The organism is Micromonospora sp. NPDC049374 (genome assembly GCF_040677165.1).
Lineage (GTDB): Bacteria > Actinomycetota > Actinomycetes > Mycobacteriales > Micromonosporaceae > Micromonospora.
Map to the genome: position 1 here is coordinate 220,725 of NZ_JBFAQH010000002.1, position 18,515 is coordinate 239,239.

General features: G+C 72.8%; 17 protein-coding genes. 7 read left to right on the forward strand and 10 right to left on the reverse strand.

All coding sequences use genetic code 11. From position 1 onward, the window contains the following. The first annotated feature begins 81 nt into the window (after positions 1-81). Entirely contained in the window at positions 82-1,290 is a 1,209-nt protein-coding gene (locus tag AB0J93_RS04405; RefSeq protein ID WP_363918066.1) for a DUF4032 domain-containing protein, read from the forward strand. Positions 1,291-1,294: 4 nt separating this feature from the next. On the opposite strand, the gene nagA is transcribed toward AB0J93_RS04405, so the two are convergent. Genes nagA through AB0J93_RS04420 form a run of 3 tightly spaced genes read right to left on the reverse strand, consistent with a single transcriptional unit; the run spans position 1,295 to position 4,322 of the window. Further along, complete coding sequence (gene nagA, locus AB0J93_RS04410; RefSeq protein ID WP_363918068.1) at positions 1,295-2,404, reverse strand: N-acetylglucosamine-6-phosphate deacetylase; 1,110 nt, start codon at positions 2,402-2,404, stop codon at positions 1,295-1,297. Continuing rightward, on the reverse strand, positions 2,401-3,396 hold the full coding sequence (locus AB0J93_RS04415; RefSeq protein WP_363918070.1) for an ROK family protein: 996 nt from the start codon (positions 3,394-3,396) through the stop codon (positions 2,401-2,403). The genes nagA and AB0J93_RS04415 overlap by 4 nt, the downstream gene beginning before the upstream one ends. Beyond that, positions 3,393-4,322 (reverse strand): sugar isomerase, encoded by a 930-nt coding sequence (locus AB0J93_RS04420; protein ID WP_363918072.1) that lies wholly within the window; start codon positions 4,320-4,322, stop codon positions 3,393-3,395. Before AB0J93_RS04420 ends, AB0J93_RS04415 begins: the two co-directional genes overlap by 4 nt. A 194-nt stretch (positions 4,323-4,516) precedes the next feature. Between AB0J93_RS04420 and AB0J93_RS04425 the strand changes: the two genes are divergently transcribed. The 6 genes from AB0J93_RS04425 to AB0J93_RS04450 all read left to right on the forward strand — a co-directional run bounded on the left by AB0J93_RS04425 (position 4,517) and on the right by AB0J93_RS04450 (position 9,787). Further along, positions 4,517-5,302, forward strand: coding sequence for a DeoR/GlpR family DNA-binding transcription regulator (locus AB0J93_RS04425; protein WP_093403331.1), 786 nt, complete (start codon positions 4,517-4,519; stop codon positions 5,300-5,302). Between the two features lie 141 nt (positions 5,303-5,443). After that, the gene (locus AB0J93_RS04430; RefSeq protein WP_363918074.1) at positions 5,444-6,454 is read left to right on the forward strand and encodes an ATP-binding cassette domain-containing protein; all 1,011 of its coding nucleotides are present in this window, start codon (positions 5,444-5,446) and stop codon (positions 6,452-6,454) included. Continuing rightward, positions 6,451-7,464, forward strand: a complete 1,014-nt coding sequence (locus tag AB0J93_RS04435; RefSeq protein ID WP_363918076.1) for an ABC transporter permease subunit — start codon at positions 6,451-6,453, stop codon at positions 7,462-7,464. Before AB0J93_RS04430 ends, AB0J93_RS04435 begins: the two co-directional genes overlap by 4 nt. Positions 7,465-7,633: 169 nt before the next feature. Next, entirely contained in the window at positions 7,634-8,110 is a 477-nt protein-coding gene (locus AB0J93_RS04440; RefSeq protein WP_363918078.1) for a DUF3263 domain-containing protein, read from the forward strand. A gap of 111 nt (positions 8,111-8,221) precedes the next feature. Continuing rightward, complete coding sequence (locus AB0J93_RS04445; RefSeq protein WP_363918080.1) at positions 8,222-9,178, forward strand: hypothetical protein; 957 nt, start codon at positions 8,222-8,224, stop codon at positions 9,176-9,178. A 102-nt stretch (positions 9,179-9,280) separates the two neighbouring features. Continuing rightward, entirely contained in the window at positions 9,281-9,787 is a 507-nt protein-coding gene (locus tag AB0J93_RS04450) for a GNAT family N-acetyltransferase (protein WP_363918082.1), read from the forward strand. Between the two features lie 10 nt (positions 9,788-9,797). Here AB0J93_RS04450 and AB0J93_RS04455 read toward each other — a convergent pair whose 3' ends face one another. The 7 genes from AB0J93_RS04455 to AB0J93_RS04485 are packed head-to-tail and all read right to left on the reverse strand — an operon-like array spanning position 9,798 to position 18,255. Continuing rightward, positions 9,798-12,221: an AAA family ATPase gene (locus tag AB0J93_RS04455; protein ID WP_363918084.1), complete on the reverse strand. Its 2,424-nt coding sequence runs from the start codon at positions 12,219-12,221 to the stop codon at positions 9,798-9,800. A gap of 35 nt (positions 12,222-12,256) precedes the next feature. After that, positions 12,257-12,775 (reverse strand): hypothetical protein, encoded by a 519-nt coding sequence (locus AB0J93_RS04460; protein ID WP_363918086.1) that lies wholly within the window; start codon positions 12,773-12,775, stop codon positions 12,257-12,259. Between the two features lie 41 nt (positions 12,776-12,816). Further along, entirely contained in the window at positions 12,817-13,593 is a 777-nt protein-coding gene (locus AB0J93_RS04465) for an ATP/GTP-binding protein (RefSeq protein ID WP_363918088.1), read from the reverse strand. Further along, the gene (locus AB0J93_RS04470; RefSeq protein ID WP_363918090.1) at positions 13,571-14,053 is read right to left on the reverse strand and encodes a DUF742 domain-containing protein; all 483 of its coding nucleotides are present in this window, start codon (positions 14,051-14,053) and stop codon (positions 13,571-13,573) included. The genes AB0J93_RS04465 and AB0J93_RS04470 overlap by 23 nt, the downstream gene beginning before the upstream one ends. Beyond that, positions 14,050-14,520, reverse strand: coding sequence for a roadblock/LC7 domain-containing protein (locus AB0J93_RS04475; protein ID WP_363918092.1), 471 nt, complete (start codon positions 14,518-14,520; stop codon positions 14,050-14,052). The genes AB0J93_RS04470 and AB0J93_RS04475 overlap by 4 nt, the downstream gene beginning before the upstream one ends. Further along, positions 14,517-17,096, reverse strand: a complete 2,580-nt coding sequence (locus AB0J93_RS04480; protein WP_363918094.1) for a nitrate- and nitrite sensing domain-containing protein — start codon at positions 17,094-17,096, stop codon at positions 14,517-14,519. The genes AB0J93_RS04475 and AB0J93_RS04480 overlap by 4 nt, the downstream gene beginning before the upstream one ends. Next, complete coding sequence (locus AB0J93_RS04485; protein WP_363918096.1) at positions 17,083-18,255, reverse strand: hypothetical protein; 1,173 nt, start codon at positions 18,253-18,255, stop codon at positions 17,083-17,085. Before AB0J93_RS04485 ends, AB0J93_RS04480 begins: the two co-directional genes overlap by 14 nt. Positions 18,256-18,515 lie beyond the last annotated feature (260 nt).

Genomic DNA, 18,515 nt, shown 5'->3' on the forward strand with positions numbered 1-18,515 from the left:
GCGGTGCGTCCGGTGGGTGGCGACTGTGGGCCGAGCCACGTAGGGAGGCGTTCCGGCGGCGGAAACGTCAAACTTGACGCCGTGCGGATCACCTCGGCCCTCGTCGACCCGGCGTTGCTCGACCTTCCCTGGTCGACACCGCTGGAGCAGTGGCCGGCCGAGCACCTGGTCGCGCTGCCCCAGGGCATCTCCCGGCACGTGGTGCGGTTCGTGCAGTTGGGCGGGCACGTCTACGCGGTCAAGGAGACCGGCGAACGGGTGGCCGAGCGGGAGTACGACCTGCTGCGCGCCCTGGAACGGATCGACTTCCCGTCGGTGAAGGCGGTGGCGATCGTCGCCGACCGGGAGTCCGACGCCGGTGAGCCGCTGGACCCCGTGCTGATCACCCGTCACCTTCAGTTCTCGCTGCCGTACCGGGCGTTGTTCTCCCACACGCTGCGGCCGGGGACGATGGGGCGCCTGCTCGACGCGCTCGCCGCGCTGCTGGTCCGGATGCACCTGACCGGCTTCTTCTGGGGCGACTGCTCGCTGTCGAACACGCTGTTCCGGCGGGACGCGGGCGCCTTTGCCGCGTACCTGGTCGACGCCGAGACCGGCGCGCTGCGCAGCGTGCTCTCCAACGGCCAGCGTGGCGAGGACCTGGAGATCGCCCGGGTCAACATCTTCGGAGAGGCGCTCGACCTTCAGGCCGCCGGCCTGCTGCACGACTCGATCGACCCCGAGGTGGTCTGCGAGGAGGTGGTGCAGCGCTACGAGCGGCTCTGGCACGAGATCACCTACGAGCAGCAGGTCGAGCGTGCGGCCCGGCACGACATCGAGGGGCGTATCCGTCGGCTCAACGAGCTGGGCTTCGACGTGGCGGAGGTGGCCATGTCGACAATCGACAACGGTCGCTACCTGATCCGGCCGAAGGTGGTCGACGCCGGGTACCACCATCGTCGGCTGCTCCGCCTCACCGGGCTGGATGCCGAGGAGAACCAGGCCCGCAAGCTGCTCAACGACCTCGACGCGTACCGGGCGGAGAGCGACCTGACCGACGAGCAGCAGGCCGCGCACCGCTGGCTGACCGAGGTCTTCGAGCCGGTGGTCCGGGCGGTACCCGCGCACCTGCGACGAAAGCTGGAGCCACAGGAGCTGTTCGCCCAGATCATCGAGCACAAGTGGCTGCTCTCCGAGCAGGCCGGTCGGGACGTCGGGATGCGCCACGCGGTGCAGTCGTTCCTGTCGGACGTGCTGGTGCACCGCCCCGACGAGCAGGCCGTCCTCGGCGTGGAGATCTCCGCGGGCTGACGGGTCACTCCACCCAGGCGCCGGCCCGCATCACCCGGACGATCTCCAGGTCGTCGTCGAGCACCACCAGGTCGGCGCGGAGCCCGACCTGGAGGGTGCCCACCTGGTCACCGAGGCCGACGGCGAGGGCCGGCGTGGTGGACGCCATGCGTACCGCGTCGGGGACCGAGACCCCGGCGGCGACCGCCCTGCGCAGCGCCGCGTCCATGGTCAGCGTGCTCCCCGCGATCGCCCCGTCGCGGGAGAGCCGGGCCACCCCGTCGCTCACGGTCACCGCCTGGCCGCCCAGCTCGTACTCGCCGTCCGGCATGCCGGCGGCGGCCATCGCGTCGGTGACCAGCGCACACCGTTCCGGTCCGGCGGTCGAGGTGGCGAAGGTGAGCGTCCCCTCGTGCAGGTGCACCCCGTCGGCGACCAGCTCGCAGATCACGTTCGGCGCGCCGAGCAGCGCCACCACGGGTCCGGGCTCGCGGTGGTGTACCGGGCGCATTCCGTTGAACAGGTGGGTGCCGACGGTCGCGCCCGCCGCCACGGCGGCGCAGGTCTGCTCGTACGTGCCGTCGGTGTGGCCCACGGCGGCGACCACCCCGTGCCGGGTGAGCAGTTCCATGGCCTCCAGCGCGCCGGCACGCTCGGGGGCGAGGGTGACCATCCGGACCGTTCCGTCACCGATCTTGATCAGCTCGGTCAGCTTGTCGGTGGAGGGATCCCGCAGGAATTCCGGGTTCTGCGCGCCGCACCGGGCGGCGGAGAGGTAGGGCCCCTCGAAGTGGATGCCGCCCAGCACGCCGTCGCGGACCAGCGGCGCGAAGGCGGCGGTGGCCGAGCGCATCAGCTCGAACGGGGAGCTGACCAGGCTGGCCAGCAGGCTGGTGGTGCCGTGCCGCAGGTGGAACGCGGCGGCGGCCCGTGCCTGGTCGGCGTCGCCGGTGGTGAAGGTGTGCCCGCCGCCGCCATGGCTGTGGATGTCCACGAACCCGGGCACGATCCAGTGCCCGTCGCGCACCGACGGGTACTCGGCGACCGCACTGATCCGGTCGCCCTTGACCTCGACGCAACCCTGCGAGATCACCCCGCCGGGGGTCACCACCTTGCCGTTCACCCGTACGGTCATGGCGTCTCCAACTGGTCGAGGGCGAGCAGGGCGGCACCGAGGCAGCCCGCCTCGTCGCCGAGGACGGCCGGGACCAGTCGCGGCTCCCGGTGGAAGGTCAGCCGGTCCCGCAGCGCGGCACGCAGCGGGTCGAACAGCCCGGCGCCGGCCTGGGCCAGGCCGCCGCCCAGGACGATTGTCGCCACGTCGAACAGGGCCTGGGCGGTGGCGAGGCCGTCGGCCAGTGCCTCGACCGTCTCCCGCCAGACCCGGGTGGCCACTTCCTCGCCGGCCGCTGCCCGAGCGGCCACCTCGGCGGCGGTCACCATGGTCCGCCCCGAGCCCGACCCGGCGGCGGACCCACCGTCCGGTGCGGTGGTCGCACCCGCACCCGGGTCGGCGTCCGTGCGGGTCAGTTCGGCGTAGCGGCGGGCGACGGATGCGGCGGAGGCCATCGCCTCCAGGCAGCCCGGCCGTCCGCAACCGCAGACCGGCCCGTCCGGGCGGATCAAAATGTGACCGAGTTCCCCGGCGGCACCGTGTGCCCCGGTGGCGGCCGAGCCGGCTACCACGTGCGCGGCGGCGATGCCGGTACCGATCGCCACGAAGAGCACGTGCCCGGCGTCCCGGCCGGCGCCCAACCGCGCCTCGGCGAGACCACCGGCGCGCACGTCGTGGCCGAGCGCCGTGGGTAGGCCGAGCCGCGCGGACGCCAGGTCGCGCAGGGGCACGTCCCGGAAGCCGACGTTCGCCGACCAGACCGCGACGCCGCGCGCCTCGTCCACGACGCCGGGCACCACGATGCCGAGCGCGGTCGGCGTGAGCCCGTCCGCGCGCGCCCTGCCGGCGAGTCCCTCGGCCACTGTCAGGATCGTCTCGACCACGGCGTCGGGACCGCGCCCGGCGTCGGTGGGGTGTCGTTCGGCGTGCCGCACGGCACCGTCCGCGTCGACAAGCGCGCACTTCATCCCGGTGCCGCCCACGTCCAGCGCGACGGCAACCTCTCCGATCACGTGAGAACCACGGACCGGCTCAGGTGCCGGGGCGCGTCGGGGTCGAGGCCGCGGCTGGTGGCCAGCGCGACGGCGAAGCGTTGGGCCAGGATCAGGTCGGCCATCGGGTCGACCGGGGTACGCCCGGCGGCCCACCGGCCGAGCACCGTGTGGTAGCCGTGGGTGCGGCTGTGTGCGAAGGACGCGCCGGTGGCGGCGACGTCCTCGGGTAGCCCGTCGGGCAAGTCGCCGAAGGCCCAGACCAGCCGGCCGGGAGCGGCCACCGAGATGGGGCCGTGCCGGTAGTCCATCGCGGGGTACGCCTCGGCCCAGAAGGTGGCCGCCTCGCGGCACTTGAGCGCGGCCTCCTGGGCCAGCCCGATCGTCCAGCCCCGACCGAGGAAGGTGACCTGCTCGATCAGGCTCGGGTCGATCGGCAGCGGAGCCCGGACGGCGACCTCCGCGTCGGCGACCAGGGCGGTCGTGTTTTCGCCGAGGTGGGCGCGGAGCAGCGCCAGCGCCGTGGTGGCGAAGCGGGTCTGCACCACGGAGCGCTCGTCGGCGAACGGCAGGGTGACGGCGGCGTCCGCGGTCTCCACCACCGGTGAACCGGGATCGCCGACCAGCACCGTGGTCGGGATCCGGCCGCGCAGCGCGGCGAGCAGGTCCAACACCTCCGTGGTGGTACCGGAGCGGGTGATCGCCAACAGCCGGTCGTAGTGGCGGCCGGCGGGGAACTCGCTGGCCTGGAAGGCGTCGGTCTCACCCTGGCCGGCGGCCTCTCGGCGGGCCGCGTACGCCATGGCCATGAACCATGACGTGCCGCAGCCGACGACGGCGACCCGCTCACCGGGGTGGGGGAGGCGGTCGAGCATCGCCGGAGCCAGCTCGCTCGCCTGGCGCCAGCAGTCCGGCTGGCTCGCGATCTCCGCGTGGACGTACGCCATGAGAACTCCTCGCAGGCGGAGCCTTGCGCATTACGGCTCGTTAATCCCGTCTTTCGCGCGCCATTCTGCGTGAAACCTACCGGAAATGGCAACCACGGCAGCGATCGAGCAGAGGTGGTTTTTGCATCTTCGTAGTTTCGAGCACTACTGTGCACGCAACCAAGCACCGATCGTGCAGACACGGGAGGCCCGGGGTGGACCGCTATGCGAGATGGAACGCCCTGCTCGAAATGCTTACCGACTCGGGCCGGGTCACCGTGGAGGAGGCCGCCGAACGGCTCGACGTCTCCCAGGCGACCATCCGTCGGGACTTCGACCAACTCGCGCAACAGCAGATGATCACGCGTACCCGGGGTGGGGCGGTCGCCAACGGGGTCTCGTACGACCTGCCGCTGCGTTACAAGACGGCCAAGCACTCGGCGGAGAAGCAGCGCATCGGCGCGGCGGCGGCGGCGCTCGTCTCGCCGGGCACGGTGGTCGGCCTCAACGGCGGCACCACGAGTACCGAGGTGGCCCGGGCGCTGGCCGTGCGGCCGGACCTCAACACCAACGCCGAGGGTGCCCAGTTGACAGTGGTCACCAACGCGCTGAACATCGCAAACGAGTTGCTCGTCCGGTCCCGGATGAAGGTCGTGGTGGCCGGCGGCGTGGTGCGGCCCAAGTCCTTCGAACTGGTCGGCCCGCTGGGCGGGGCGCTGCTGCGTGAGGTCACCCTGGACGTGGCGTTGCTCGGGGTGGACGCCATCGATCCACTGCTCGGTGCGGCGGCTCACCACGAGGGCGAGGCGGCGATGAACAACCTCATGGTGGCGCGGGCCAAGCGGGTGGTGATCATCGCGGATTCGTCCAAGCTGGGCGGTCACGCCTTCGCCCGGATCTGTCCGGTCGACCGGGTCGAGACGCTTGTCACCGACTCCGGCGCCGCGCCCGAGGTGGTCGACGCCTTCCGCGCGGCCGGCGTCCACGTCATCTGTGCCTGAGAGCTGACGCGTCGTCGCGTGGTCGACGCTTAGGGTATCGAGATTCCCCGTTTCGGCGTGGCGTTGCATACCGGGTATTGCCCACGGCTGCATACCGCGTATGGTGTCGTCGTCGCCCACAACCAACGGGGGAGGTGCAGCTTGCCAGCTGTCCTGGAAATCGAAGGTCTACGAAAGACGTACCGAAGCCGACGCCGTGGCACCCGCAACGCCCTGGACGGCTTCGACATGCGGGTCGAGGCGGGCCAGGTGCACGGCTTCCTCGGCCCCAACGGGTCGGGCAAGACCACCACGCTGCGTACGCTGCTCGGCCTGATCCGGCCGGACGGCGGCCGGATGGCGATCCTCGGGCACGAGGTGCCCGGCACGCTGGATCAGGTCGCACCGCAGGTCGGCGCGATCGTGGAGAGCCCGCAGTTCTTCCCGCACTTCACCGCGCGCGACACGCTGTCGCTGCTGGCCGGCGCCGGTGACCTGCCCCAGCAGCGGGTCGACGAGGTGCTGGAACTTGTCGGTCTGCGCGACCGGGCGGGTGAGCGGGTCAAGACGTACTCGCTCGGCATGAAGCAGCGGCTCGCGGTCGCCTCGGCGTTGCTCAAGAACCCGCGGCTGCTGATCCTGGACGAGCCGGCAAACGGCCTCGACCCGGGCGGCATCCGGGAGATGCGGACGCTGATGCGCAACCTCTCCGAGGCCGGCATGACGGTGGTGCTGTCCAGCCACATCCTCGGTGAGATCCAGCTGATCTGTGACTCGGTCACCATCATCTCGCTGGGCCGGCGGGTCGCCTTCGGCCCCGTCGACGAGGTGCTGGCACAGCACTCGTCCGGCGCGGTCCGGGTGCGGCTGGAGGCGGTCACCGACCTTCCGGTCGCCGCCACCGCACTGACCCGGGCGGGCGTACGCGTCACCACCAACGACGACCACCTGATGCTCGCCGGAGTGGACAAGCCGGCCACGGTCACCCGACTCCTGGCCGAGCAGGGCCTCTACGTCAGCGAACTCGCGCCGATCGCGGTCGACCTGGAGAGCGTCTTCCTCGAACTGACCGCCACCGCGCCGGTACCCGGCCAGCACCGACAGGTCGACCAGTCCGTACGAGTCGACGGGACGGCACCGTCCGCGCCCGCCGGAGGAGGTTGGGGCGCGTGAGTCTCTTCCGTACCGAACTGCGCCGGTTGGCCAAGCGGCGCTTCGCCCGCTGGATGACCGCCGGTGGCCTGCTGGTGCTGGTCCTGGTGGCGGCGGGCATGTTCCTGACCAACCAGAAGATCGGCCCGGACCAGCTCGCCGAGGCGCGGCGGGCCGCCGACCAGCAGCATCAGGAGCAGGTCCGCTGGGCCGAACAGGAACGCGCGAACTGCGAGCGGGCCAAGGCGGCGGGTGAGACCGTCGACTACTACCCGGCCGACTGCGCCGAGATCACTGCGCCGCCTCGGGAGTCGATCGAGGAGCAGTGGTTCCTGCCCTCGACCTTCGAATTCCGGAAGAGCTTCGGCGAGATGCTGATCCCGCTCGCCGCGATCCTGGGCCTGGTCGGGTTCGTGGTCGGTGCCTCCTTCGTGGGGGCCGAGTGGAACACCGGCGGGATGATGAACCTGTTGCTCTGGCGGCCGAAGCGGCTGACCGTCCTGCTCACAAAGCTGGGCGCACTGCTCACCGGGCTGCTCGCGCTGGCGCTGCCCGCCACGGCGGCCTGGTTCGGCAGCATGTGGCTGATCGCCAACTGGCGCGGCACCACCGAGGGGATGACCTCCGGCGCCTGGCAGTCGTTCCTCATCACCGGGCTGCGCGGCATCGTGCTGGCGCTGGTCGCGGCGACTGTGGGCTTCGCCCTGGCCTCGCTCGGCCGGCACACCGCGATGGCGCTCGGCGGGGCGATCGCCGTCATGGTGGTCGGCCAGATCGGGCTCGGCATCCTGCTCTCCATGGCGCAGGTGCGCTTCGCCGAGGCGTGGCTGCTGCCCACCTACGCCATCGCCTGGATGACCAAGAAGGTCACGCTGCAAGACTGGCAGGCCTGCAACGCCACCTACACCGGTGAGTGCAAGCCCGCCACCCTGGACATCACTTGGCAGCACTCGTCGGTGTTGTTCACCGTCGGGATCGTGCTCTTCCTCGGCGCGGCGCTGTGGACGATGCGGCGGCGCGACATCACCTGAGCCGGCCGGTGGCGGACCGTCCTCGCCGGGGCGGTCCGCCACTGCCAGCTCTTCGGCCCTGCCCCGCGATGGTGCCGCCGTCCGGCGGGATGCGGCAGGTGATGGCCCTCGTTAGGCTGATGGGCCAGGTTGGCGTTGCCGTGCCGGCCGCCCCCGGATGAGGAGCACGATGCAGCCCGCCGACGCCACCCCGGCAGCGCAGACCGGTCCGGACGCCGTGACGGTGCCACCGCCGAGATCCGCCCCCGAGGTCGAGTCGACGTCGCAGGGCAACCCCTCCGCCGCGTCGCCGCAGGCCGCCGCTTCGACATCGGCTGTCGCGGCGGAGGCCGGGGAGTCACCGACCGCGTCGCCGGAAGCTGGGGAATCACCCGTCAGGTCGGGTGCCGGTGCGGGCGGGGAAGCGGCCCCGGCAGGTGGGCTCGACGAGCGGGAACGGGAGATGCTCGCCTTCGAGCGGCAGTGGTGGCGGCACGCCGGTGCCAAGGAGCAGGCCATCCGCGACCGGTTCGGGCTCTCGGCCACCCGGTACTACCAACTGTTGAACGCGCTGCTGGACAATCCGGCGGCCCTGGCCGCCGACCCGGTGCTGGTGGGCCGGCTGGTGCGGCTGCGTGCCTCCCGGACCCGCAACCGCCGCCGCTGACGCGGCCGGCAACACCGCTGGCCGCCGATCAGCGACGTGCTGACCTCGTGCCGTATGACAAACGAGTGTCGTCCGGCGCGAGGTGGGTAGCCGGGGCGCGGGGAGGTGGCGATGAGCAGCGGGGGCCTCAGACAGCCGGGACGAACGGCGCATCCGGACATCGGCGTGCCCGAGGCGGCCCCGGACGAGCGTCGGCGGGGCGCGGTGGTCGGGACCGCAAGCACCATGCGGGTACGATCCGCGTCCGCTCCGCCACCCGGTCGGGCCGCCAACGAGGACCTGGTGTTCCGGTTCGGGCCGCTTGTCGGGGTGCTGGACGGCGCCACCGTGCCGGAGGGTTTCGACACCGGCTGCGTACACGGGCCGCAGTGGTACGTCCGACACCTCGCTGCCCGGCTCGGCCTGGCGGAGGCCGCCCGCCCGGCCGCGACGCTGGTGAGCAACCTGGCCGCGGCGATCCTCGCGGTCCGTTCCGATCACGGTGAGCAGTGTGACCTCGACCACCCCGGCACCCCGTCGAGTACGGTGTGTCTGCTCCGCGACGGCGGCGACCAGGTCGACTATCTCGTGCTCTGTGACAGCCCGCTGGTGCTCGACACCGGTGGCCACGTCGATGTGGTGATCGACGATCGGCTGGCCGCCTCGGCGGCCGACCTGCGCGAGACCGCCGACCTGCTGCCCGAGCCGACCGACTGGGCCACCCGGTTCCGGCGCGCTGTGACGGTGCAGCGGGAGCGGATGAACCGTACTCACGGTTACTGGGTCGCCGCCGCCGATCCGGACGCCGCCTACCACGCGGTGGTCGGGACGGTGCCGCGGCACGGGCCGGCGGCGTTGCGTCGCGCCGTGCTGCTCTCCGACGGCGCGTCCGCTGCGGTCGAGGAATTCGGCCTGCTCGACTGGTCCGGCCTGTTGGACGTGGTGGCCACGGACGGCCCGGACGGGCTTATTGACCGGGTACGCGCCGCCGAACGGGACCATCCCGACCGGCGACGCCGGCACAAGGCGGCCGACGACGCCTCCGCCGTCTACTGCGAGTTCGGCCGGCCGGACGATCGCGCAGCGTGACCCGGGAGGTGATTCGACCGACCGGTCGATCCGCTCCACCGGAGGGGCCGGTCGTCGCCAACCGGGTGGACGTGCGGCGCCGGGCGCGGAAGACTGCGGCACGTGACTGGTGCGGTCCGGTTGGAGCCGGTGGACGAGCGAAACCTCGAACCGTTGCTCTCGGTGGCGGTGGCCGAGGCGGAGCCGGCCGACGTGATGCCGCCGGTGGAGGCGCCGGCCGGCTGGTCGAACGCGCGGCGGGAGGCGTTTCGGGAGTTCCACCGGGCCCGCTTCGGTGGGCTCGACGCGTCCGCCCGCAGTGCGATGTACGCGATCGTGGCGGGCGGCGAGGTGGTCGGAATGATCCGGATGAGCCGGCGGGACGAGCCCGGCGTTGCCGAGGTCGGCATGTGGCTCGGCCGGTCGGCCCGTGGCCAGGGGATCGGCGCGGCAGCGCTGCGGGAACTGCTGCACCTGGCGGCAGCGGCCGGCATGCGGACCGTGGTCGCGGACACCGCGTCGGAGAACCGCGGCGCGCTCTCCGTCCTCGAAAGGTGCGGCGCGAAGCTGCGCGAGGCCGACGACCGGGTGTACGCCGAGATCTCGCTGGACGACGTGGCGGCCTGTTGACGAGGCGCGCTCAGCTGCGCTGTTCTGCGTACGCGGCGAGCCAGGCGACCTGGGCCGGGTCCAGGGACGGGCGGACCCGGGACCGGGCCGTCGCCACGTGCTCGGCGGTGACCGTGGAGGCGGTGAGCGACTCGCGCATCGCGGCCAGCGCGGCCTCGCGGATCAGCGCCGCGCAGTCGGCGGCCGAGAATCCGTCCAACTCCGCGCCGAGCGCGGGTAGGTCGACGCCCTCGGCGAGTGGCACGTTGCGTGCGGCGGCCCGCAGGATCTCCGTCCGGGCCTCGGCGTCCGGTGGCGGCACGTACACCAGCCGTTCCAGTCGACCCGGGCGCAGCAGCGCCGGGTCGACCAGGTCGGGACGGTTCGTCGCGCCGATCACCACGACGTTGCGCAGCGCCTCCACCCCGTCCAGCTCGGTGAGCAGGGCGGCGACGACCCGGTCGGTGGTGCCGCCGTCGGTGGCCTGGCCGCGTACCGGGGCGAGGGCGTCCACCTCGTCGAGGAAGACAAGCGTCGGGGCGGCCTCCCGGGCTCGGCGGAACAGTTCCCGTACCGCGCGTTCGCTCTCGCCGACCCACTTGGACAGCAGCTCCGCGCCCTTGACCGACAGCACGTTCGCCCGGCCGGTCCCGGCCAGCGCGGTCACCAGGTAGGTCTTGCCGCAGCCCGGCGGGCCGTAGAGCAGCACCCCGCGTGGTGGTTGCACGCCGAGCCGGGCGAAGGTGTCCGGATAGGTGAGCGGCCACAGCACCGACTCGGTGAGCGTCTGCTTGACCTCCATCAGGTCACCGACGTCGTCGAGGGTGACCCGGGCCAGTTCGAGGGTGGCGGCGGCCATGGTGGTCGGCCGCACCACCTCCAGAGCGGCGGTGAAGTCCGCCATCAGCACCGTGGGCGTCTGCGCCGACTTCTGCCGCAGGGCCGCGCGCACGCCGGCCTCGCGAACCAGCGCGGCCAGATCGGCGGCGACGAAACCGGGGGTACGCGCGGCGACCTCGTCCAGCCGTACGTCGTCGGCGAGCGGCACCGGACGGGTCAGCACGGTCAGCTGCTCCCGGCGCAGGGCGGCGTCGGGCAGCGGCACGTCGATCCGCAACGAGAGCAGGTCCGGGGCACGCAGGGTCGGGTCGACAGCCTCCGGCCGGCTGCTGGTGCCGACCACCGCCGCTCCGGCCCGTACGAGCTGTGCCACGCACTGCCGGAACACGGTCGCCACCGGTCCGGGAGCCTCCGCCGGGGCCAGCGCCTCCACGTCGGTGACCAGCAGCACGGCCGGCCCGGCGGCCAGCGCCTCGGCAGTCACCGCCCGGAGCCGGGCCGCGGCCGAGTCGTTTGTCAACGCCGCGATCTCCGGCGCCCAGAGCGGATGCACCCGGGCGCCGACCTGGGCGGCCACCGCCCGGACCAGCGCCGCCTTGCCCGAGCCGGCCGGCCCGCTCACCAGCACCCCCAGCGCCACGGTGGTGCCCAGCCGGCTGAGCACCTCTCGGTGGTGAAAGCCGAGGTCGAGCAGCTCGGTCAGCTCCTCCGCCTGGGCGCGCAGGCCAGGCAGCTCGTCCACCGACGGCACGTCCTGCCCGCCCGCCTCGTCGGCCCGGGCCGCGTCGGCGTCCGGCCACACACCGGCCCCCAGGGCGTCCCCGCTCCGCCCCACCGCCCGGGTACGACTGCCGCCACCACCGGCGGCGTCCGACGCCCGCCCGCCGCCGGCGGTCTCCGCGCTCGGCCAGTTACCGGAAGTGCCGGCGCCCGCCGGCCAGCCAATAGTCCGGCCGCTGGCCGGCGAGTCGTGGATACCACCGCCTGCGAGCCGGCCGTCCGCCACCCGGGAGCCACCCGCGCCGGTGCCGCCATGGGTGGCTGGGCCATGCTCCCAGGCCACCAGGGTGTCCATGGTGACAAGGGCGCCCGGGTCCGGTTCGGCAGCCAGCACCCGCAGCAGGGTGCTGGTCCAGGCGTAGCCGACCCGGGTGGAGAGGCTGCGCCGGGCGGCCTCGACCAGGGTGCGGGTCGACGCGTCCGGCAGCACGTCCTGGGGCAGCAGGGAGACATCGTCCCCGGCGGTGACCACCTTGCCGAGCAGGGCCAGCCGCAGCATCTCCGGCGAGACCACCGCGACGATCTCGGCCGGCCCGGCGAGCAGCACCCGGCGGGCCGGGGTGACCGGGGCCGGGCTCAGTCGCACCTGTCCGCCGTCACGTACGCCGAGGTTGCCCAGCATCAGGTCGTCGGCGTGCAGCAAGGCCGCGCTGGCGGTGCCCTCGGCCGCCGCGACGAGACCGGCGGTCACCCGCCGTCCCGCGAGCCGGACCGGGTCACCCGGGCGCAGCGCGAGGGCGGTGAGCGCCTCCGGGTGCAGCCGGACGATGCCCCGCCGGGCGTCCAGTGCGGCCGGCCGCAGGCTCGCGATCAGGGTCAGCTCGGGTTCGCCCACCGCCCGACCCTAGCGCCTGGTCACACCTCGTCCGGTCAGCCGGCCGGCTCCTCCCCGGTGAGCAGCGACGGATCCCGGCGGATCAGCTCGGCCAATCGGGCCGCCGGGTCGTCGCTCAGCCCGTCCTGGGCGGAGGGCCAGCCGGGCACCGTCTTGACCGACAGCGGCCAGGACGGTGGGGGCGCGGCGGGCTGTCCGCTGACCGTGACCTGCTGGTCGACCCAGGCCACCCGCAGGTCGTACGCCTGCCCGTCGTGCTCGACCCGCGCGGCGACGGACGCCCCCGGGTGCGCCGCGACGGCCGCGCGCAGCGCCTCGGCCACGTCCTCCACCGGGTGCCGTGGCGGTGCCTCGTGGACCGGTTCGTGAACGTTGGACCAGCCGGGTCCCGCGTTGCGGCTGTCGGGCCGCCAACCGGAGTCGGACCCGTGGCTCGGGCCCGGCTCCGCACCGGGCTGGTCGTCGGCCGGCATGGTCGGGTCCGCGGCCCGTCGACGCAGCGCCTCCTCGCGCCGACGCATCCGGGCCAGAGTCTCGTCCAGTCCGCCTCTCATCGCCTCACCCCTTCCCACGAGGGGCCTGCGAGCCGGTCGGCTCAGGCCCGTTTCTCCCGGGTGGCCCGATCCAGCGCGCGGTCCAGGACGACCAGCAGGGCGTCCCGGACCGAAAGCCGGTCCCGCGCGTCGAACTGCACCAGGGGTACATGTTCGCCGATCGCCAGAGCCCACCGGATCGCACCCAGGTCGTGCGCCAAGCGCCCGTCGAAGGCGTTGACCCCGACCACGAACGGCAGTCCCGCCCGCTCGAAGAAGTCGATCGCCGGGTAGCAGTCGTCGAGCCGGGCGCTGTCGACCACCACCAGCGCGCCGAGCGCACCCCGGGCCAGGTCGTCCCACATGAAGCCGAAACGGGTCTGGCCCGGTGTGCCGAACAGGTAGAGCTTCAGGCTTCGGTCGATGGTGACACAACCGAAGTCCATCGCAACCGTGGTGGTGGTCTTTCCGGAGCGCTGACCAGGGTCGTCGACCCCGATCCCGGCGGTGGTCATCTCCGCCTCGGTGGTCAGCGGGGCGATCTCCGAGATCGAGCCCACGGTGGTGGTCTTGCCGACTCCGAAGCCGCCGGCCACCAGGATCTTCACCGGGATCGGCGGCGTCGCCCTCGGGGTACCCGCGGCGGCGGGCGTCGCGGCCGGCGGCCGGTACGGCGGCGGTGCCGGGGCGGCGTGGGCCGGTGGTGGTGGCGCTGGCGCGGCGGCCCGCCCGATGGACGGTGGGGTCGGTGCCGGACCGCCGTAGCGGGCCGCGGCGCTGTTGGCGGCGAGCGCGCCCGGCGGCGCGGCGGGCCAGTCAGGAGATTGCACGGAGTCCATCAATCACTCGCAGGATGACGTCGGGGTCGAGGGCGTCGTCGGCGTCGGTCACGTGTACGTCCAGGTGGCCGGCGGCGCGCAGATCGCCCACCAGCACCCGGGTCACGCCGAAGTGCAACCGGGTCTTGGCGGAGATCTCGGCGACCGAGATCGGCTCACCGCAGAGCGCCACGATCGCCTGGAGTTCCGGGCTCAACCGGGCGGCCGTGACCTTCCACGATTCGGTGGTCGGTCGGGCGGTCACCTGGGTCTCCAGGCCGATCGTGGGGTCGGCGCCGGCCACCCGGCCGGCGGTCAGCACGAAGGGGCGAGGTCCGGTCGGCCCGGCCTCCTCGGGCTCCGGTCCGATCGCCGCCGGTGCGCCCGCCGGGCCGGCGGAGCCGGCTGGGGAGGACTCGCGCAGGTAGGGCCGGATGCGGATAACCGGCTCCTGTTCCGCACCGGCGGCGTCGGGAGTCATTGCTGTACGGAGTTCTTGAGTTCGGCGATCAGGCGCGGGGTGAGCGCACCACCTGCCCGGCCGGCGAAGAGGGTCATCTCGTAGGCGACGGTGCCCAGGTTCGCCGACCGGTCGGCGACCACGCCGAGCACCGACCCGCTGCTGATCGCGCTGATCAGGAGATACCCCTCGGCCATGTCCACGACGACCCGGTTGAGGCCGCCCAACGCGTACCAACTGGCGGCCCCGCCGGCCAGGCTGGTCATACCGGAGACGACCGCGGCGAGACGCTCCGCGTTGGACCTGTCCTTGATCGCGGACATGGCCATCAGCAGGCCGTCCGACGACACGGCGATCGCCTCCAGCACCCCCGCGGTCCCGGAGGTGAAGGAATCCAGCAGCCAGTTGAAGGTGCGGGCCTCGGGGCTGAGGTCGCCGGCCGGATGGCTCTGGTGGTCGAGGTTGTCGTGCACGTGCGGGCTGGTCAACGTGGCGTTCCTTCGTCGTCGCTGCGGTCGTTACGGACATCGCGCAGAGCCCGGGCGACGCCCGTCTCGAACGCGTTGATGCGATCGCGGACCTCGGCCGGATCGCCCGGGTCCTGGGTGAGCGGTTGCTGCGGCAGTTGCTCGATCAGGTTGGCGCCGGGCACCCGGCGGGACAACTGGGCCAGACCCGGGGGAGCGGGCGGCTCGACCGGCTGTGGCAGGGCGTCGGCCTGGCTCAGCTCGGCCCGGCGTACCCCCGACTCGAACGCCTCGACAGCGGCGCGAGCGGCATTCGGGTCCACGCCGGTGGTGTCGACCGGGCCCACCTTCGGTGCCGTCCTCGGCAGGCTGGCACCCGGCACCCGCTGCCGGATGCCGGGCATCGGGGCCGGCGGGGCCGCCGACGCCGGTGCGACCTGCGGCACCGTCACGGTCGCCGCGTCGATCCCGGCCGGTTCCGCGCCGGCTCCCCCGGCGGGCTCCGGGCCGGTGGCGAACGCGTCCCAGGACTCGGACAGCTCCATGCTCTCGGTGGCTCGCGTCAGCAGCGTGGGGTTGAACCCGGCCGGTGCCGTCGCCGGTTCCGTCGCGGGGGCGGCCAGGTCTACCGCTGCCGGGCTGTCCCGGTTCGGTGGCACCGGTTCGAGTTGGTGCCGGGCCGGGAGGGCGGCCACCGGTGCGGCCCGGCCGACCGGCGTGACCGGAGGGCCGGCCGGCTCGGGCGTCCCGACGACAAGCGACGTACGGGGAATCCGGAGAGTGGCGGTGACGCCGCCGCCCGGGGTGGCGGAGAGACCGACCGCCCAGCGGTGCCGGCGGGCCAACCGACCCACCACGAACAGCCCCAGCACCTCGGTCGGGGCGAGGTCCAGCCGCTCCCGCCGGGTGAGGCGGGCGTTCTCGTCGGTCAGTCGCGCCTCGGTCATGCCGATGCCGTGGTCCACCACGGTGAGCTGTACGCCGTTCTCGGTGAGTTCACCGCTGACCAGTACCCGGGCGTGCGGCGGTGAGAAGACGGTGGCGTTCTCCATCAGTTCGGCGAGCGCCAGCACCAGGTCGCCGACGATCGCCGGTGCCGCTGCGGCCTCGGTCGGCACCTGCACGTCCACCCGGGTGTAGTCCTCGATCTCGCCGAGGGCGAGCCGGACCACATTGGCCAGCGGAACCGGCGCGACGTGCGCGACGTCGCCCACCGCGCCGGAGAGCACCACGAGGTTGCCCGCGTTGCGCCGCAGCCGGCTGGAGATGTGGTCGAGCCGGTACAGGTTCTCCAGCCGCCCGGGATCGGTCTCCTGCTGCTCCAACCGGTCGATCAGGGCGATCTGCCGACCGACCAGGTTCTGGGTACGCCGGCCGACGTGACCGAACATCTGGGCGACGTTGCGGCGGCTCGCCGCCTGCCGTTCCACCAGCCGCGCGGCCGTGTTCTGCACCCGTTCGAAGGCACGGGCCAGGTCGCCGACCTCGTCCCGGGCGCGGACATCGACGGGATCGAGGCGGACGGGTTGAGCGTTGTCGGCCTCGTCGTCGGCCACCCGGACCAGCTCGGACTCGGCGACCCGGGCGACCCGGTCCGCGGAGCGGGTGAGCCGGGTCAGCGGCCCGGTCACCGTGCGGCCGATGGCCAGGGCGAGCAGCACCACGCCGACCAGGATCACCACGACCAGCCCGGTCACCCAGTACGCCCCGGCCAGCGCCGTCTGCCGTTGTTCGCGTACCTCGGCGGTCACGTCGGCGACCAGTTTCTTCTCGACGAACTGACCCAGCGTGATCAGTGAGGAGACGGTGGGGAAGAGGGCCTGGATGGGGATGTCCCCCACCGCGGCCACCGGGTCCAGGGCGCTCTGTTGGAGGAACTCCGGGCTGGTCCGGGCGTCCACGGCGGTCTGCTCGATGTTCACCAGCGCCTGCTGCTCCGGGGTGAGCAGGCCGAGCATCTTGTTGCTCTCCGACTGGAGGGTGGCCATGTTGGCCACGAAGGCGGTGGCGAACTGTGGGTCGGGCGAGGCGGCGACCAGCACGATCAGGGCACCGCCGCTGCTGAGTCCCTCGCTCTTGCGCAGGATGCTGTCCAGGGCCAGCGTCTGTCGTCCGGCGGGGGTCCGGGTGTCCACGTCGTGCGGCAGCCGCAACGAGTCGATCAGGGCGAGGTGGACCGGCCCGTACGCGCCGATGACCTGTGGCGGCGCCGCCTGTCCGGCCAGTACGGCCGTGCGTACCTCGGCGAGTTGCGCTACGCCGTCGAGTGCCCTGCCCACCTCGGTCGGAAGGTCGTCGTCGAAGTCGACCCGCAGATCGACGATCCGGTCGTCCACCTCCGCGATCTCCTGCACCAGCGCGCTGCGCTCGACCTGCCCGAGCAGGAGGCCGACGGCGAGCATGCGTTCCCGCTGCAGGTGCTGGAGTAGGGTGCCGACCCGGCTGGCGAGTTGGACGGTCTGGTCGATGTCGCCGGCCCGCTGGGCCACACCGGCTCGTTCCCAGACCACCGGCAGGGTCAGCCCCAGCATGCAGAGCAGGGGAATGGTCACCAGCAGGGTGAGTTTGCCCCGGATGCGGAGCCTACCGAGCAGCATCGAAGGGCCTCCACCGATCCGGCTCGTGGACCTGTCCGACGGGCTGGAGCGCCGGTGGCGGTCCGGCGGGGCGTGACCCGACGGCGTCCCATCGGACACCGGGCGGCGGAGGCGGCACGCCGCCGCCCGCCGGCGCGGCGGAGGTGTCACTCGGGCGGGACATCCAGCTGCCCACCGCGAGCCCGAGCAGCAGCAGTGCGGCGAGGCCACCCGCGCCGAGGATCAGCAGGCGATCCCGGTCCAACCCGTCGAGCCGCTCCACCAGCAGCCGGTCGATCTCGTCGAGGAGGACCGGGTGGAGCTGCTTCGCGGCCTGTTGTGCGTCGTTGCGGGCGGCGAGGAGCCGGGTCGTGTCGACCGTGCCCGCCCGGTCGACCGGCTGGGAGTGCAGGGCCATCGTCTCGACGGCCCGCTGGTAGGCGTCGAAGGGGGTGAGCACGTTTGTGCCCAGGTCGGCGCTCTCCGTGTTCTCCACCACCGCCCGCAGGTTGTTGGCCAGGTCGTTGGCGGGTTGCAGGGCGGCGCCCCGGAGGGTGGCCAGCTGGCTGAGCGACTGGATCCGTTCGGCCGCGGGCCGGCGGTTCATCAGTACGGCCAGGTCGGTGAGGCGGCCGGCGGCCACCATCGCCTCCGGCATCTCCTCCGCGACGCCGTCCTGGAGGAAGTACGCGTCGACACCGGGGTCCCGGATCAGGCCGGAGGTCTCCCGGACCTTGCCGTGCAGGGCCAGCAGCAGGTCGGTGACCTCGCCGTACACGGTGAAGGCAGCCTCCGGGTCGGTAAGTGGGCGTTCGGGCAGCGCCTCCAACTTCGCGCGGAGCCCGGCCCACCGCTCGCTGGTGCTCAACTCGCCACCGATGCGCGCGTCGACCGTGGCGGCCCGCTCGACCGCCTGGTCGAGGGTGTCCCGGCGCAGTGACCGACCAGTGACGGCGGCGCTCTGCGCGTCGACGAGCGCGTCGGTCACCGGACCGAGGGCGCGGAGATACTCGACGCCGAGTCGTTCCCGCCCGACGACGTCGCGGTCGGTGTCGACGAACTGGTGTGCCTGTACGACGAGGAACGCCACCGGCAGCAGCAGCGCGGTGGCGAGTAGCAGCGGCAACAGCCGGCCCGGTGTCCGGGGCCGGCGACGGACCCGCGGAGCGGGAACGGTCATGGTTGTCTCCTCCGGCATGGCGCAGGTTGTCCGACGGCGTCGACGAGCCGGTCCCGTGCGCCGGACCGGAAAACTAATCGAAGCCTGGTGCTATCGGTCGGTCGGCAACCGTCGGCTTTGCGTCACTTCGAGCGATGTGACTCACGGCGATCAATTCGCTCACGGTGGGTGCCGCTGATGTAGGAGATAGGCGCACTTGAGTATAGATTCGAATGAAAGGCAGGAATTTCCGCGATGCGAAGTCATCCCAAAGGTTCGCC